Raw genomic sequence first — 15,083 nt, 5'->3', positions numbered from 1 at the left:
TTGCGGCGACGAGCGGACGCCATACCCGGCCGACCGACTCCCCCGCGATTTATGCGCCGGCCGGTCGCACTCCCGCGTATGAAGCGCGTGGTCTCCACCGACGAGGCGCCGGCCGCGGTCGGCGCGTACAGCCAGGCGACGACGAACGGCGACCTCCTGTTCACGGCGGGGCAGATCCCCCTCACGCCCGACGGCGAGTTGCGGGACGACGCCCCGATCGCCGAGCAGACCGAACTCGCGCTGGACAACCTCCTCGCGATCGTCGACGAGGCCGGGGGCGACGCCTCGGACGTGCTCAAGACGACGGTGTTCCTCGCGGACATCGACGACTTCGAGGAGATGAACGAGACGTACGCCACCTACTTCGCGGAGGAGCCGCCGGCGCGCTCGGCGGTGCAGGCGGGCGCGCTCCCGAAGGGCGTCGGCGTCGAGATCGAGGCGGTCGTCGACGTGTCGTAGGCGGTGTCCCGCGAGAAGTCGGCGCTGCTGTGGGGCGCGATCGGGCTGTTGGTCGTACTCGTCAGCGGACAGGCGCTGGTGCTGGTCGGGCCGGGGCTCCCGTTCGGGTTCGCCGCGCTGTTCGCGCTCGCGGCGGTCGTAGGTGTGATGGTGGCCGTCGCCGCCTATCGGTTCGAGTATCGGCTGACGCGGAAGGGACAGGCTTAAAACTCACAGCGGGGTAGGATCGATGCGAGCCAGGATGGCCGAGTGGTAAGGCGCACGCCTGGAAAGCGTGTTCCCCTATGGGATCCAGGGTTCAAATCCCTGTCCTGGCGTACTTCTCGGGTCGACAACGCGAACGAGCGGAGCGAGCTGTGGCTCCGTGAATCCCTGTCCCGACGTCTTCCCACCCGACTGATCGGCTCTGTTGAACTCTCCTGTATCAGACACCATTTGCCTTCGATAACTCGGACAGTCAGCATGAGCAGTTGCCTGAGATCCACGACGGATCGGAAGTTAACACAGATATCCGACAACCGTGCATTCCTTCTTTATATGCAATTCTGTGGCGAGTGTGGTTCGATGATGCACACGGAGGGCGACACGTGGGTGTGTCGCTCCTGTGAGAACGAGGAGCCGCGGGACTCGCACGCAGAATCGGCGATGGCGACCCAGGATGAACAGCAGGACGACGGAGCACCCGCTGTGGCCGACGCGACCCAGGGCTCCACCGAGACGATGCAGGAGCCTTGTCAGGCGGACGACTGCGAGGGCGACCGGGCCCACTACGAGATGATACCGAAGCCGGGTGGCTCCTACGAGGTTCGGCTGTTCACCTGCGTCGAGTGCGGCCACAAGTGGCGCGAGTCCTGACGGCGCGTCTCGCGAACCCCGCCGCGTACATATGCGCAGACCGCCACATCAGACTCTCAACTCCCGGGGGTACTCGGTCTCAGGAGCCACACATCGACTCCAAACAACTCCCACAACGGTCTTGAGGCTATCAACAACCGCTGTCACAAGAGCCTTTGTTGGGATGTTCATTCCCCCGATCGTTCGGAACCGGTACCGTTGTTCAGCGAACTCGGTCCGGTGTTACCCACTTCCTCAAAAAACAGTTTTGAGTGAATACTGGGCGATTACTTCCGCTTGTAGCGTGTCCTGACGGTATGGAAGGTGCGCAAACAAAGCGGACCCTCAATGAGTGTCTCGATGCCCTCGGGCACATTCAGCGCCGGAAGTTGCTACGTGCGTTATTGGTCCACAACCCGCAGGACGATGATTCGGTGAAGATCGATTCGGACGAATGGAACGAGGAAGAATTTGAGCGGCTCACCGGAATGAAGCACGTCCACCTCCCGAAACTGGAGGAGTACGGGTTCATCACGTGGAACCGGGACACCGACGAGGTATCGAAGGGCCCGAACTTCGAGGAGATCCGCCCGCTGCCCGAGATGTTCGCTGCCCACGAGGACGAACTTCCCGACGGCTGGCTGTAATCCACACCAAGATCGAGACCGTGGTGTGTTCACTGTACCTACCGAGGGCCCCAAATCTATCGCCGGCCGAGGATCGAACGGAGCCGGCTGACCGATTCCGACGACGCTCGCGGTAATTCGGACGGAAGGACTGACATCGACGAGATGGCTGCGAAAGTCCCACCTGACCGCCGCCTCTCCCTCCCCGGCCGATTCGCTCGTCGCTCACGACTCACCATCCCTGCAGCAGCGTTTGCACTGCTGTGCTCACACTCGCCGCGCTCGCGTGACCGGAGGTCGGCCGGCACGCGTCGTTCACGAGACGCAACGCGTCTCGTGAGCTCACGAGAGCTGTGCTCTCGTGAACGACCGCGGAGAACTAGTCGTCCGCCGAGGGCGCCGACTCCGGCGCGTCCAGCAGCGACTCCGCGTACCCCTCCAGCATCTCCTCGACGTACTTCGCGACCACGTCCACCTCGACGTGTACCGAATCGCCGACCGCCTTCCCTGAGAGGTTCGTCAACTCGTACGTCGTCGGGATGATCGCCACGTCGAACCCGTCGTCGCGCTTCTCGGCGACCGTGAGCGAGATCCCGTCGAGCGCGACCGACCCCTTGTCGACGACGTAGCGGCCGAAGCCTTCGGGGATCGAGAACGTGAAGCGCCAGTCCTCGCCCACGCGCTCGATCCCGGCGATCTCGGCGGTCGTGTCGACGTGGCCCTGCACGACGTGGCCGTCGAAGCGGCCGTCCGCGGCGAGCGCGCGCTCGATGTTGACCGCGTCACCCTCGCGGAGGTCGTCGAGATACGTCTTCGCGACCGTTTCGGCGGCGAGGAACACGGAGAACCACGAGCGATCGTCGCCGGCGTCCGCGTCGTCCGCGCTCTCCGCGCTGCTCGCGTCGATCGCGCCGAACTCCTCGACGGTGAGACAGACGCCGCTGACGGCGATCGACTGGCCGTGGTGGAGGTCGTCGAGCCCGTCGGCGGCGACGCGCAGGCGGAGCCCGTCGGGCGTTTCCTCGCGCCCGATGACCTCGCCGGCGGTTTCCACGATTCCGGTGAACATGCCCGACCGGAGTATCTCGCGAGCGGAAAGCGTTCCGATACTGAGACGGCAGCGGCGGCGTGTGAACTTATCTGGGGTCCGCCCGCGTCGATGGATATGGACACGATCGCGCGGCTGCGTTCGAGCTTCATCGCGGGGCTGTTCGTCGTGCTCCCGTTGACGGTGACGCTGTTCGTTCTCGACTGGGCGGTCGACCGGCTTACCGTCACGCTCGCGCCGGTCGTGAGCGGCACGGGCCTCGCCGAGGTGGCGGGCAACGAGGTGCTCGCGACGGCGCTGGCGATCGCTCTCATCGCGCTGGGGATCACCCTCGTCGGCTTCGTCGCCTCCCACGAGGCGGGGCGACGGCTGTTCGGCGGGTTCGAGCGGGGCGTTCGACTCCTTCCGGTGGTCCGGGCGGTGTACTTCGGCGTCCGGCAGGTAAGCGAGTCGTTGGCGACTCCCGGCGACGGCTTCGACCGGGTCGTCATCGCGGAGTTCCCCCGGGACGGCACGTGGTCGATCGGGTTCGTCACGAACCCCGCCCCGCGGAGTGTCCGCCGGGCGGCCGGCGAGGAGCTGATGACCGTCTTCTTCCCGCACAGCCCCAACCCGACCGCGGGGAAGCTCGTGATGATACACCCCGACGACTACGCGGAGATCGACATGAGCGTCTCGCGCGGCCTCCGGCTGCTCGTCACGACGGGACTGTCGGTCGACGATCCGAACCGGTTCCCCGCGGCGGTCTCCTCGGGGGAGTGATCCCAGCGGGGACATCCGGCATCCGTACCCGGGCGACAGGGTTTCAACGCCCGCCGCTGTACCGACTCGCGTGGCGCTCGGTATCCTCGAACAGGTCGGACTCGCGGCGACGCTGATCTTCGCGCTCCCGGTCGCCGTCTACGGGATCCAGACTATCCTCAACGGCGGCACCGTGTTCGGCACGCTGGCGCTGGTGATCGCGGTCCTGATGGTGGTGTTGCCTCGTCGACTCACGAGTCCCGACGACGTGCCGGCGAAGGCGGCCGAGACGGCCGTCGGCGCCGTGGTCGACGAGCCCGACGACGCCGACGAGCGATAGAGCCGATAACCCGGCTACTCGCGCCGATTCGGCACCAGCGAGAGCGGGTACTCGCCGAGGAACTCGAAGCCGTCGTCGGTGACGACGATCAGGTCTTCGAGACGTACGCCCCCCTCCTCCGGGTCGTACACGCCCGGCTCGATCGTGACCACGTTGCCCGCGTTCAGTTCCTCGTCGCCCCCCATCGACGGCCCCTCGTGGAGCGAGACGCCGACGCCGTGGCCCGTCGAGTGGGTGAACCCCACTTCGGGGGAGTCGACGCGGAAACCGTGAGCCGCGAGTTCGGCGGCGGCCTCCCCGTGGACGGTCGAGGCCGGGACGCCCGCGGCGACCTCCTCCAGTGCGGCCTTCCGAGCCGCCTCGACGGCGAGGTACGCTCGGCGCTCCCAGCCGCCGTCGGGGTCGACCGCGAACGTCCGCGTCACGTCGCCGTAGTAGCCGTCCGGGCCGCGCGGCGACACGTCGAGCAACACCGTCTCGCCCGGGCGGATCACGTCCGTGCCGGTGTAGTGGAGGTCCGCCGCGGTCGCGCCCGCGCCGATCACCGTGTTTCCGGCGTCGCGGACCCCGTGGGCCGCGAGCACCTCGTTCACCTGCCGTCGGAGGCGCTCGGTCGAGAGCACGCCGCCGTTCCAGCGCACCGCGCCGGCGCCGTCGTCCGCGTCGGGGTCGACGGTCGCCTCGGCGAGGATCGCCTCGGCGCGGTCGATTCCGCGGATCGCCGCGCGCTGGACGCGCCGCAGTCGGTCGATCTCTGCATCGGCCTTCGTCTCGCGGGCGCGTGCGACGGCGTCGGTCGAGGCGACCTCATAGCCCGCCCGTTCGAGGTAGACGGCGGCGTCGTGAGGGATCCCCTGTGGGACGAGCACGGTTCCCGACTCCGCGCCGCGTTCGGCGAGCGCGGCGGCGGCGCGGACGCCCGCCGGATCGCCCTGGTCGTCGACTCGAACCGCGTCGCCGGGGAACTCCCGGCGTGCCTGCTCGTCGAACAGCGCGGGCGCACACAGGGCGGTGTGGACGCCGTTCGCACCGGCGTCCGTGTTGCCGTCGGGCTCGTCGCTGTCGTCGGAGCGGTCGCCGCCGGCGTCGCCGTGGCTCGCGGGAATCGCCACGAACGCGTAGTCGCGGTCCGGACCGGAAAACCGGGTCAGCCACCGGAGATCGTCGTCGAAGCGATCGCCGACGGCGACGAATCCGACGGCGTCGCGGTCGGCGAGTTCAGTCGCGAGCGGCGCGTAGTCGGTGTCGAGCGCGTCGTCGTCCGTCGCTGGCGCGGAATCGTCTCGCTGTGCGGGCATCTACGCTTCGACTTCGGGGTCGGGCGCCTCGACCTCCTCGACGATCTCGTCGACGATCGCCTGGGGGTCCTCCTCGCGGATCTCGTTGTGGAGCACGACCGAGATCGGCAGCGTCGGTGCGCCGTTGACGAGGTTCTGCATGAGGACGAGCCGTTCACGGGCCCGCGACATGCCGACGTAGAACACCCGGCGCTCGTTGTTCGTGAGCACCGGTACCGGGTTGGTGGACTTGGTGAACTCCTCGCCGTCGACGCCGGTCACGTCGAGGCCCTGCTGCTCCGCCTGGGCGGCCATCTGCTCGACGACCTTCTCGGTGAGATCGGTGTTGACGAACACGTGGTCGGCCTCGCGACCCTTCGCGGAGTGGATCGTTCCGAGGCGGACCCGGCTGGGGTCCTCGCCCTCGTAGTTGCCCGCGAAGTACGCCTTCACCGACTTCCGCTGGAAGCTGGTGATCTTGCGGGCCATGTCGGCGGCCGACGGCCCGTCGGGCATGAACGGGACGAACTCGCTCACGTCCTCCGGCGACAGCGGGATCTCGGCGAGGTCGTCCTCGTCGGCGGTCTCCTCCACGTCGTCGAGGAAGTCGTACAGTTCGTCGCGCTCGTTGCTGCCGAACGCCGAGTCCTGCAGGATGTCGGCGAGGCGGCGCGCCTGAAGCGCGGTCAGCACCTCGTCGCGCTCGACGGCCTCGACCGCGCGCACGTAGTCGGTGAGGCGGTCGGTCCACATCCGCTGGTCGGTGAGACACGAGAACGGGATCCCCTCGGTGATGAACTCGTCGATGAAGTCGAACATCTGATAGCGCGCGCGGAACAGCACCATCACCGTCTCGTCGTCCCCGCTGCGGACGGTGTGGCGGACGTTCCGCACGAGATCGAGCATCGACGGGGAGTCGATGGCCTCGACTGCGCCGCCCTCCTTGCGGGGTTTGAGATCCTTCTCCTGGCGCTTGTCGATGTGGCGGATCTCCGTGTTGACGACGTTGAGGATGTTCGAGGGCAGCCGGTAGGAGTTCGGCAGTACCTCGTCGTTGTCGACCTCGGTGTCCAACAGGAGCGCCGGGTCGGCGCCCTGCCAGGCGTACACGACCTGGTCGTCGTCGCCGGCGATGAGGCACGACTCCATGTGCGGCTTCCACTCCTGATACACGTCGTACTGCAGCGTCGTGATGTCCTGGAACTCGTCGATCACGAGGTGGTCGACGCTGGGCAGCAGCGAGCGCTGCGCCACCCGTTCGAGCATGTCGGCGAAGCCGACCAGCCCCTCGTCGCCCTTGTACGCGCGCCACGCCCGGATCGCCTCGGGCACGTCGAGGCGGTCGTCGTCGCCGGGCCACGTCGGGGTGTACTTGTTCCCCTCCTGGGCGTTCGGGTCGATTTCGGGGGGCAGCCGGACCTCCTCCACGTCCCACTGGAACGGCACGTCGTACCAGTCGGACACGTCGCGTTTGGTGCGCTGGAGCCACTGCGAGGTGGCGATCACCTTGTTCCCGAGGGTCGTCGACCGCGCGGTGCGGCGGCCGCCGCCGGAGTACTCGTCCTCGTAGTCGACGCCGTAGTCGTCACAGAACTCTTCTTTGTCGTCCTCGCCGACCACGTCGCCCCGGGAGAGGTTCAACAGTTCGTACGCCTTCGCGTGCATAGTGCAGACGTTCCCCTGCAGGTGGCGCGGAGTCGTGTCGAGGCGTTCGGCGAGGCGCTCGCGGACCTCGGCGGCCGCCGCGCGCGTGTACGAAACGACGAGGATATCGCGGACGTCCGTCCCCTCGTCGATGAGCCCCTCGACGCGGTCGAGGAGCGCAGTCGTCTTCCCGCTGCCCGGACCACCGAACAGGCGGGTAACCGTCGGGTCGCTCATTACCATGTCCTCTCGTCCACGACTCATAAGCGCCGTGGCTCACGCTCGCGAACGCACGTGTGCGGAACGCAGAAACGTGGAATCGACGCCTCCCAACAGTGGTCCCGACGCCCTCGAGCCGCCGGGTCGGCGGCCGGGGCGCGGGTCTGTCGGTCGCTCCGTTGCTGTGCTGTGTCGTTAGTTCACGGCGCGGTCAGCGAGGTGTCTCGGGTCGCCAGCCGCACACCGAGCACTCCGCGGCGTCGCCGTCGTGAAGCCCGCCGCAGTCGGGGCACTGCTTCTTGTTATAGGACTCCTCCCATCGGGCCGTCTCCACGTCGTGGCCGCGGCTGGTCAGGAACTCGTCGAACAGGTCGCCATCCGGGCTCGGTGCCGACGCCATACATGCTATGGTATGTCATGACTACGCATATACCTTCTGGCGAGTCTCTCGTTCGTGAAATCACCGGAAGGGGGGCTGAAACGCCCGAAACGGTGCGCGGGACGGTCGGATCGCGGTTCACCGTGAGCGAACGGACCCCGTTGTGCGCGGCGTCGAGCCGCGCGGCGGACGCGGGCGTCGTCCGCCGATCAGAGCCCGTACAACTCGCCGAACTTCTCCTCGACGTAGTCGAGGAAGTACTCGGCCGTCAGCGGCTCGCCGGTCGCCTCCTCGACCAACTCGTCGGTCGGGTACCGCCGGCCGTGCCGGTGGACGTGCTCGGTCATCCACTCCCACAGGGGGCCGAGGTCGCCCTCGCGGATCAGCGCGTCCACGTCGCCGAGGTCCTCGCGCATCGCGTGGTCCAACTGCGCCGCCAGCACCGAGCCGATGGTGTATCCCTGGAACGCGGCGAAGCGGCTGCTCCAGTGGATATCCTGCAGGCAGCCCTCGGCGTCGGTGCCAGGGACGACACCGAGGTAGTCGTCCATCTTCTCGTTCCAGACCCGCGGAACCTCCTCGATCGAGACGTCGCCCTCGACGATCGCGCGGTCGATCTCACACCGGAGGATGATGTGGAGGTGGTAGGTGAGTTCGTCCGCCTCGACCCGAATGAGGTTGTCCGGGTAGATCTGGTTCACCGCCTCGTACGCCTCCCGCGCGGTCGCGTCGGTGCCGAGGTGGTCGTTGGCCTCGTCGACGAACCCCTCCCAGAACGGCTCGGTGCGGGCCACGTGATTCTCCCAGAACCGCGACTGCGACTCGTGGACGCCCGACGACAGCGACGCGCCCAGCGGCTCGCCGAAGCGACCGTCCGGCAGACCGAGTTCGTAGCTGGCGTGGCCGAACTCGTGGACGGTCGCGGTGAACGCGTCCATCGGGTCCTCGGGCTTGAAGCGCGTCGTGATCCGCGCGTCGAACTGGTTGCCGGAGGTGAACGGGTGGGCGGACACGTCGAGGCGGCCGCGGTCCTCCGGGTAGTTCAGCAGATCCAGTACGGCCTCCGAGAGCCCGCGCTGGGTCTCGTCGTCGTACGGACCCGCCGCGACGAACGGGGATGCGAGGTCGGCGTCGGAGGCCTCGATCTCCTCGATGAGCGGGACGAGCCCCGCCTTCAGCTCCTCGAAGATCTCCTCCAGCCGCTCCAGGGGAAGGTACGGCTCGCCGTCCTCGTACATGACCTCGTAGGCGGGGCGGTCGGATGCGATCGCTTCCGCGCGCTCCACCTGAAGATCGCGCAGCGTCTCCAGCGCCGGCGCGAACTGCGCGAAGTCGTCGGCGGCCTTCGCCTCCTTCCACACCTGCTGGCTGTGTGAGCGGTGCTCGGTCAGCTCCTCGACGAGCGATTCCGGGACCGAGCGGTTCCGTTCGTGGCGCCGCCGGACCTCGCGGACGTTCGCCGCGCGCTCGTCGTCGAGGTCCGCGGCCTCGGCGGCGTCGAGGGCGTCGGCCATCGCGTCGCTCGTCAGCTTCTCGTGGGTCGTCGCCGACAGCGCCGCGAGCTGTTTCCCGCGGGCGGCCGTGCCGCCGGTCGGCATCATCACCTGCTGATCCCAGTAGAGGACGCCGCTGCCGCTCTCGAGGTTGGCGATCCGTTCGTACTGCCCCATCAACTCTCGATACGCCTCGGGGGCGTCCTCCGTCACTGTCGACTCCAGATCGCTGGCGGGTGCTGCCATGGCGGTGGGTACATGTCCCGCGGTATCAAGCTCCGGGTGGCCCGCCCGGATGGCCGATTTCCGCGCCGCGGGCGGCTACCGGTCCCCGACGAACGTCGCCGCGCCGTCCTCGACGACGACGCCCCGGCGGAACACGCCGTCGACGGCCCGACAGACCGTGTACGCGAGCGCGGGTGTTCGCTTCTGTGGTGTTCGGTTACTCGCGGAGTTCGCGAACGCGCTGGATGTTCCACGCGAAGGACTTGCCGTTCTCGGTGGGCGTTTCGAGCACGAGCGGCACGTCGCGCAGGTCCTCGTGGTTGATGAACGCGCGCATGCCCTCCTCGCCGATGAGGCCCTCGCCGACGTGGGCGTGCTCGTCCTTGTTCGTCCCGCACCCGTGTTTCGAGTCGTTGAGATGGACGCACTCCAGATGCTCCAGCCCGACGACCTCGTCGAGTTCGGCGACCGTCTCCTCGACGCCCGCCGCCGTGGAGAGGTCGTAGCCCGCGGCGAACGCGTGGGCGGTGTCGAGACAGATGTCCAGGTCCTGCTCGGAGCGCTCCAGCACGGCCGCGAGGTGCTCGAAGTCGCCGCCGAGCTTGGTGCCGGAGCCGGCGTCCGACTCGACGAGGACGGTCACGCCGTCGGGGATGTCGAGCTCGTCGAGCGCGCTGGCGGCGTTGTCGAGGCCCTGCTCGACGCCGGCGCCGGTGTGGGCGCCCAAGTGGACGTTCACGTACGGGATATCGAGCTTCGCGGCGGCGTCGACTTCCTCCTGCATGGAGTCGACCGACTTCTCGCGGAGGTCGTCCTTCGGCGTACAGAGGTTCACGAGGTAGGACGAGTGGATGACCCACGGGCCGACGCCGTGCTCGTTGCTGGTGTCGCGGAAGCGTTCGGCCTCCTCGTCGTCGATGTTCGGGTTCTGCCACACCTGCGGGGAGTGGGTGAAGATCTGGCCGCAGTTGCCGCCGTCGTCGACCAGCGCGTCGACGGCGTTGTACGTGCCGCCGGCGATGGACTCGTGGGCTCCGATCCGGAGCGTCGCGTCGCTGTCTGCGCTCATACCCTCCGGTGACGAGTCGGGGGCCAAAGCGCCTTCGGAACCGGCCGCTCGCGGGAGTTCGTCGACGCCTCGGCGGTCACGGCCGTTCTCAACCAGGAGGGGCGGATGCGCACGCTTATTCCCCGAGCGCACACAGATCGGTCGAATGCCATCGTCCGATCCGTCGCGCCCCCCGGGCGACCCCCTCGATGTGGGCGATCCCGCCCCCGAGTTCGCCGCGACGCTCGTCACGCCGGAGGGAGACACACGCGAGGCGTCGCTCTCGGAACTGCTCGACAAGCCGGTCCTTCTCAGCTTCTACACGGTCGACTTCAGCCCCGACTGCATCGAGGAGTGGTGCGCCTTCCGCGACTTCGACTGGTTCGCTTCCGGCGACGAGGTGAACGTCGTCGGCGTCTCGAAGTCCGGCCCCCGTCTGCACCGCCAGTTCATCGACCGGCTCGGTCTGGGCTTCCCGCTGTTCGCCGACACGGACCTGTCGATCTCGGAGTCGTTCGGCGTCGCGTATCGGACGTTCGGCGTCTTTCGCCGCTCGCGGCGGTCGTGTTTCCTGATCGACGAGGACGGCGTGATCCGCTACCGCTGGCTCGGCGAGCACTGGCTCGACCCGACGCGCGACACGCCGCCGGTCGACGAACTCCACGAGGCGGTCCGAGCCGAGATCGGCGATGAGCCGGAGACGTTCGGGTTCTGACGGCCCGAAGCGACTATCGCGGACCCGGCCGCTCGCGAACCCAGCCGTCGCTGCGGTACTTCTCGTCGGCGATCTCCTCGGCGCGGTCGAGTTCCGCGTCGGTCCAGTCGCCCTCCTCGGCGTCGGCCCAGGTCGCCAGCGCGTCCTCGAACGCGACGACGGCCTCCTCGCGGGTCGCGTCCGCGTAGTCGGTGATCCCGCCGACGCGTTCGGCGAATCGCTCCTCGCTCACGCCGTGGTCGCGGAAGACCGCGAGGTGGTCGCCGGGCTTCGCGTCGAACGTGACAGAGCCATGCTGGATGACGCTTTCATCGCGGCGGTACTGGGCGTTGCCCGAGAGCTTCCGCCCCGCACCCCCGTCGGCGCACACGTCGTGGGCCGGATGGAGGGCGCGGAGATAGCACGCGGGGTGGTAGATCGCCGGGCGCTCCTCGGCGGCGTAGTCGGCGTCGACGCCGAGCGAGCGGAAGGCGTCGAGGACTGGCTCGCACAGCAGGTGGTACGCGTCGAGGAGCTTTCCCGGCAGCTCCTCCGCGGGCGCGGTGATGGAGTAGGAGATGTCGCCGTCGTGGTCGTGATAGATGCCGCCGCCGCCGGTCTGCCGGCGCGTCACGTCGACTCCGGCGTCGGCGCAGTGGTCCCAGTCGACCGTCTCGGGATCTTGCGCGTAGCCCATCGAGAGACACGAGGGCTCCCAGCGGTACACGCGGACCGTGCGGGGGCCGCCGTCGGCGGCGGTCTCGGCGGCGACCTCGTCGAGCGCCATGTTCAGCGGGCCTGGTCTGGACTCCTCGCGGATCAGCCGCCACTCGCGGTCGGCCAGCGGGCCCGCGGAGCCGCCGCCCGGCCCGACCGCGTCGCCTTCGGCATCCGAATCGCTCATACCGGGTGTCCGGCGTCGCGGGCCAAAGAGCCGCCGGTCGCGGGCCGACGCGTCGGCGTTCGAGCGTCGCCGATCGACGCCGCGAGCTCGGTCGGCGCCGCGAGTTCGATCGGCGCTACGAGCCCGATCATCGCCGCGAACCCCTTTTCACCTCGCGGCGACGAAACACGGGTAATGGTCGGAAACGTCGCCGAAACGATGGCCGAGCTCGAGCCCGAGGACTTCTATCTCCTCTCGGGCGTCGAGCAGGGCATGCGCTTCTCCGAGTGGGTGAACGTCGAGAAGATCCCGGGGTACGCCGGGCTCTCCGAGGAGAACGCCGAGTACCGGATCGATCGGTGCGCCGACCGCGACCTGATCCGGCGCAAGACGATCCAGTACGTGGGGTATCAGCTCACCTTCATGGGATACGACGCGCTGGCGCTGCACACGTTCGCCGAGCGCGAGACGGTCACCGGGATGGGGTCGTCGCTGGGCGTCGGGAAGGAAAGCGACGTGTACGAGGTGGAGACGTACCGGCCGATGGCGCTGAAGTTCCACCGCGAGGGGTACACCAACTTCCGCGAGGTGAACAAGGAGCGCGACTACACCAGCGACAACCACCACGTCTCCTGGCAGTACACCGCGCGCAAGGCCGCCGAGCGCGAGTACGGCGCGCTGGAGGACCTGTACCCGCAGGTGTCGGTGCCGCGGCCGATCGACCACAACCGCCACGCGATCGTGATGGAGAAGCTCCCCGGCCCGGAGCTGGCGAACGCGAAGCTCCGGTCGGAGCAGGCGGTGGGCGTGCTCGACCTGATCCTCCGCGAGATGGATCTGGCCTACCGCGCGGGCTACGTCCACGCGGACATCTCCGAGTACAACGTCGCCGTCAGCGACGACGGGATCGTGATCTTCGACTGGCCCCAGTCGGTCGAGACGGACCACGAGAACGCCGACGAACTGCTCGCGCGCGACGTTGACAACATCGTGAGCTACTTCGTCCGGAAGTACCCGAGCGAGACGCCCGACGTCGACGCCGACGCGGTCGCCGACGCGATCGCCGACGGCGAGTTCGAGTCGGTGCGGGCGTTCGCGGGCTCCGAGGCGTAGGCGCCGAACTCGCGGCGCCTGCGGCGGATTTTTCACGGATCGTCGTGAGCACTGGGCCGTGAACGAACTCGTCATGGCGGCGCTTTTCGTCGGCGCCGTCTGGTCCCCGCTCCTCCTCCACCGATACCCCGAACCGCTCTCCCGGCCGTTCGTCGCGGCTATCGGCACCCTCGCGGTCGCCTACGGTGGCCGGGAGTTCCTCCGCGGCATGGGCGGCGGCTACTACTGCTGCTCGCACCTGTACTACGGGTTCGCGGGCTTCGTGCTCGTGATCGCCGGTTGGGTCGCCATCGTCCCCGCGCTCGGGGTCGGACGGAGGCTCCGTCGGGACGACTTCGGTGGAGCGGACGGGACCGACGACTCGAAACGCAGCCCTTAACAGCGCTTGCGGGAAACGATCGGCAACTCGCTGGCAGGTGGGCCGCCAGTGGGCACCCGGTACGCCGGGACGAAATGTGACCGCTCGGGGGTTCCCCGGCGCGGTTGAATCGCAAGCGCCCGCGGAGACCACCAATGGCACGAAGCTTCTACTCCCACATCAAGGAAGCCTGGCGGAACCAGGACGAGGGCAAGCTCGCGGAACTGCAGTGGCAGCGCAAACAGGACTGGCGCAACGAGGGCGCCATCGTCCGCATCGACCGACCGACCCGCCTCGACAAGGCGCGCGAACTCGGCTACAAGGCCAAACAGGGCATCGTGATGGCGCGCGTCTCCGTCCGCAAGGGCGGCGCACGCAAGCAGCGCCACAAGGCGGGCCGCCGCTCGAAGCGCCAGGGCGTCAACCGCATCGGTCGCCGGAAGTCGATCCAGCGCATCGGCGAGGAACGGGTCTCGCGGAAGTTCCCGAACCTCCGCGTGCTCGCCTCCTACCCGGTGGGCCAGGACGGCTCCCAGAAGTGGACCGAAGTGATCCTCGTCGACCCCGAGCACCCCGCGATCCGGAACGACGACGAGCTCAACTGGATCTGCGACGACTCCCAGAAGGGCCGCGCGTTCCGCGGCCTCACCAACGCCGGCAAGCGTAACCGCGGCCTGAGCCAGCGCGGCAAGGGCACCGAGAAGACCCGCCCGTCGGTGTCGCGCGGCGACCGCGGCGGCAAGTAACGCCCGCGACGCGACGTTTTCGCATCATATTCAGGATCTCTAGGTCATCTGATCAGCATCTGGTCCAGTCCCCGGTCACCACATTGCATATCATATGTGATTCTTAAATCCGCACTTTGATGTAATCAGATCACAGCAAAATAGGTACGATGGATGACCATTATGCAGATCGACGAAAATTGCTCAGTGGTATATTGACCATTGGGATGGGAACCATTGCAGGATGCACTGGGGGTGGTAACGATGTGGAAGATTCTGATGGGGATGGTATGATCGACAGTAAGGACTACGCACCGAACGACCCTGACGTACAAGAGAAGTCTGACGTACAAACCTCACCATCACAAACCCCTACCCCAACCCCTCGGCCAACCGCGACACCAACTGACACGCCAACCGCAACGCCAACCAGTACGCCAACGGACACCCCTCGACCGGACTCGGACGGGGACGGCGTAATCGACTATTATGATGACTACCCAAACGACCCCCGTTTTACTGAAAAGATCAACGAACAATCCGCAACTGAGATCATCGATCCGGGGTACTATCGATGGTGGACATGGAGTCTGGAGTCCAGTGCCACATTCAGTTTAGAACTTGAGATTACTTCCGGATCACATATCGATGCAATACTAATAGACCAATCAGAATTCGAGTCTTTTGAAAATGGAGACGAATACAGCTACTATACAGAAGGCTCAGATTTTGAGACAAAGAGCACAGATAAACATGTACGACTCTCTGGCGGATCGTATCAATTTATCATCTCAAATTGGAACACTGGAATTGATGAATCTGCGGAAATCGACTTAAGATTTGTAAACGCTCGATAATATGTTCAACTGCGCGAACCTCCGGGATTTCCCAACTGAGGCTACTCGTCATAGGTGTTGTCAGATGATGGGATAGACAGTTACGGAGTCGTTCGAATCTTCCACTCAGGCCTACTGGTT

At 67.0% G+C, this 15,083-nt stretch carries 18 protein-coding genes and 1 tRNA gene; 12 read left to right on the top strand and 7 right to left on the bottom strand.

The window, feature by feature from the left end; translation table 11 throughout:
- Positions 1-78: 78 nt before the first annotated feature.
- The 5 genes from ABJD39_RS05055 to ABJD39_RS05035 all read left to right on the top strand — a co-directional run bounded on the left by ABJD39_RS05055 (position 79) and on the right by ABJD39_RS05035 (position 1,940).
- Positions 79-459: a Rid family detoxifying hydrolase gene (locus ABJD39_RS05055; protein WP_348612722.1), complete on the top strand. Its 381-nt coding sequence runs from the start codon at positions 79-81 to the stop codon at positions 457-459.
- Positions 460-462: 3 nt separating this feature from the next.
- Complete coding sequence (locus tag ABJD39_RS05050; RefSeq protein WP_348612720.1) at positions 463-666, top strand: hypothetical protein; 204 nt, start codon at positions 463-465, stop codon at positions 664-666.
- 28 nt (positions 667-694) lie between these two features.
- Positions 695-776, top strand: a tRNA-Ser gene (locus ABJD39_RS05045).
- A gap of 220 nt (positions 777-996) precedes the next feature.
- Positions 997-1,314 (top strand): RPA12/RPB9/RPC11 RNA polymerase family protein, encoded by a 318-nt coding sequence (locus tag ABJD39_RS05040; RefSeq protein WP_348612719.1) that lies wholly within the window; start codon positions 997-999, stop codon positions 1,312-1,314.
- A gap of 413 nt (positions 1,315-1,727) precedes the next feature.
- Positions 1,728-1,940 (top strand): transcriptional regulator, encoded by a 213-nt coding sequence (locus tag ABJD39_RS05035; protein ID WP_348612718.1) that lies wholly within the window; start codon positions 1,728-1,730, stop codon positions 1,938-1,940.
- A gap of 358 nt (positions 1,941-2,298) precedes the next feature.
- Here the strand turns inward: ABJD39_RS05035 and ABJD39_RS05030 are convergent, their stop codons facing one another.
- Positions 2,299-2,988, bottom strand: a complete 690-nt coding sequence (locus ABJD39_RS05030) for a riboflavin synthase (RefSeq protein ID WP_348612717.1) — start codon at positions 2,986-2,988, stop codon at positions 2,299-2,301.
- Positions 2,989-3,084: 96 nt separating this feature from the next.
- Between ABJD39_RS05030 and ABJD39_RS05025 the strand changes: the two genes are divergently transcribed.
- Together ABJD39_RS05025 and ABJD39_RS05020 are read left to right on the top strand one after the other, a co-directional pair.
- Positions 3,085-3,729 carry a DUF502 domain-containing protein gene (locus tag ABJD39_RS05025; RefSeq protein ID WP_348612715.1) on the top strand — a complete coding sequence of 215 codons (645 nt, stop codon included), beginning with the start codon at positions 3,085-3,087 and terminating at the stop codon, positions 3,727-3,729.
- 70 nt (positions 3,730-3,799) lie between these two features.
- Positions 3,800-4,048 (top strand): DUF7533 family protein, encoded by a 249-nt coding sequence (locus tag ABJD39_RS05020; RefSeq protein ID WP_321168133.1) that lies wholly within the window; start codon positions 3,800-3,802, stop codon positions 4,046-4,048.
- Positions 4,049-4,062: 14 nt separating this feature from the next.
- Here the strand turns inward: ABJD39_RS05020 and ABJD39_RS05015 are convergent, their stop codons facing one another.
- The 5 genes from ABJD39_RS05015 to ABJD39_RS04995 all read right to left on the bottom strand — a co-directional run bounded on the left by ABJD39_RS05015 (position 4,063) and on the right by ABJD39_RS04995 (position 10,354).
- Positions 4,063-5,346, bottom strand: a complete 1,284-nt coding sequence (locus ABJD39_RS05015; protein ID WP_348612713.1) for a M24 family metallopeptidase — start codon at positions 5,344-5,346, stop codon at positions 4,063-4,065.
- Positions 5,347-7,212, bottom strand: coding sequence for an ATP-dependent helicase (locus ABJD39_RS05010; protein WP_348612711.1), 1,866 nt, complete (start codon positions 7,210-7,212; stop codon positions 5,347-5,349).
- 187 nt (positions 7,213-7,399) lie between these two features.
- Entirely contained in the window at positions 7,400-7,588 is a 189-nt protein-coding gene (locus tag ABJD39_RS05005; RefSeq protein WP_348612709.1) for an HVO_0416 family zinc finger protein, read from the bottom strand.
- A 188-nt stretch (positions 7,589-7,776) separates the two neighbouring features.
- A complete protein-coding gene (locus ABJD39_RS05000) occupies positions 7,777-9,306 on the bottom strand; it encodes a carboxypeptidase M32 (protein WP_348612707.1) in 1,530 nt (509 codons plus the stop codon).
- A gap of 196 nt (positions 9,307-9,502) precedes the next feature.
- Positions 9,503-10,354 carry a deoxyribonuclease IV gene (locus ABJD39_RS04995; protein ID WP_348612705.1) on the bottom strand — a complete coding sequence of 284 codons (852 nt, stop codon included), beginning with the start codon at positions 10,352-10,354 and terminating at the stop codon, positions 9,503-9,505.
- Between the two features lie 145 nt (positions 10,355-10,499).
- Here ABJD39_RS04995 and ABJD39_RS04990 point away from each other — a divergent pair, with 145 nt between their 5' ends.
- On the top strand, positions 10,500-11,048 hold the full coding sequence (locus ABJD39_RS04990) for a peroxiredoxin family protein (RefSeq protein WP_348612703.1): 549 nt from the start codon (positions 10,500-10,502) through the stop codon (positions 11,046-11,048).
- Between the two features lie 13 nt (positions 11,049-11,061).
- Here ABJD39_RS04990 and ABJD39_RS04985 read toward each other — a convergent pair whose 3' ends face one another.
- Entirely contained in the window at positions 11,062-11,931 is an 870-nt protein-coding gene (locus ABJD39_RS04985; protein ID WP_348612701.1) for a lipoate--protein ligase family protein, read from the bottom strand.
- Positions 11,932-12,105: 174 nt separating this feature from the next.
- Here ABJD39_RS04985 and ABJD39_RS04980 point away from each other — a divergent pair, with 174 nt between their 5' ends.
- The 4 genes from ABJD39_RS04980 (at position 12,106) to ABJD39_RS04965 (ending at position 14,963) form a co-directional block, all read left to right on the top strand.
- Positions 12,106-13,023: a serine/threonine-protein kinase RIO2 gene (locus ABJD39_RS04980; protein WP_348612699.1), complete on the top strand. Its 918-nt coding sequence runs from the start codon at positions 12,106-12,108 to the stop codon at positions 13,021-13,023.
- Between the two features lie 58 nt (positions 13,024-13,081).
- On the top strand, positions 13,082-13,402 hold the full coding sequence (locus ABJD39_RS04975; protein WP_348612698.1) for a hypothetical protein: 321 nt from the start codon (positions 13,082-13,084) through the stop codon (positions 13,400-13,402).
- A 134-nt stretch (positions 13,403-13,536) separates the two neighbouring features.
- Positions 13,537-14,127: a 50S ribosomal protein L15e gene (locus ABJD39_RS04970; protein ID WP_348612697.1), complete on the top strand. Its 591-nt coding sequence runs from the start codon at positions 13,537-13,539 to the stop codon at positions 14,125-14,127.
- A gap of 245 nt (positions 14,128-14,372) precedes the next feature.
- Positions 14,373-14,963 (top strand): hypothetical protein, encoded by a 591-nt coding sequence (locus ABJD39_RS04965; protein WP_348612696.1) that lies wholly within the window; start codon positions 14,373-14,375, stop codon positions 14,961-14,963.
- The last annotated feature ends 120 nt before the right edge of the window (positions 14,964-15,083 follow it).

It is taken from the genome of Halobaculum rarum, assembly GCF_040025155.1.
Taxonomy (GTDB): domain Archaea; phylum Halobacteriota; class Halobacteria; order Halobacteriales; family Haloferacaceae; genus Halobaculum; species Halobaculum rarum.
This window is presented reverse-complemented; position numbering and strand designations above follow the sequence as displayed.

Coding starts and splice junctions, on each gene's coding strand:
- ABJD39_RS05055 (WP_348612722.1), top strand. CDS start 79: ATGAAGCGCGTGGTCTCCACCGACGAGGCGCCGGCCGCGGTCGGCGCG.
- ABJD39_RS05040 (WP_348612719.1), top strand. CDS start 997: ATGCAATTCTGTGGCGAGTGTGGTTCGATGATGCACACGGAGGGCGAC.
- ABJD39_RS05030 (WP_348612717.1), bottom strand. CDS start 2,988: ATGTTCACCGGAATCGTGGAAACCGCCGGCGAGGTCATCGGGCGCGAG.
- ABJD39_RS05025 (WP_348612715.1), top strand. CDS start 3,085: ATGGACACGATCGCGCGGCTGCGTTCGAGCTTCATCGCGGGGCTGTTC.
- ABJD39_RS05015 (WP_348612713.1), bottom strand. CDS start 5,346: ATGCCCGCACAGCGAGACGATTCCGCGCCAGCGACGGACGACGACGCG.
- ABJD39_RS05010 (WP_348612711.1), bottom strand. CDS start 7,212: ATGGTAATGAGCGACCCGACGGTTACCCGCCTGTTCGGTGGTCCGGGC.
- ABJD39_RS05005 (WP_348612709.1), bottom strand. CDS start 7,588: ATGGCGTCGGCACCGAGCCCGGATGGCGACCTGTTCGACGAGTTCCTG.
- ABJD39_RS05000 (WP_348612707.1), bottom strand. CDS start 9,306: ATGGCAGCACCCGCCAGCGATCTGGAGTCGACAGTGACGGAGGACGCC.
- ABJD39_RS04995 (WP_348612705.1), bottom strand. CDS start 10,354: ATGAGCGCAGACAGCGACGCGACGCTCCGGATCGGAGCCCACGAGTCC.
- ABJD39_RS04990 (WP_348612703.1), top strand. CDS start 10,500: ATGCCATCGTCCGATCCGTCGCGCCCCCCGGGCGACCCCCTCGATGTG.
- ABJD39_RS04985 (WP_348612701.1), bottom strand. CDS start 11,931: ATGAGCGATTCGGATGCCGAAGGCGACGCGGTCGGGCCGGGCGGCGGC.
- ABJD39_RS04980 (WP_348612699.1), top strand. CDS start 12,106: ATGGTCGGAAACGTCGCCGAAACGATGGCCGAGCTCGAGCCCGAGGAC.
- ABJD39_RS04970 (WP_348612697.1), top strand. CDS start 13,537: ATGGCACGAAGCTTCTACTCCCACATCAAGGAAGCCTGGCGGAACCAG.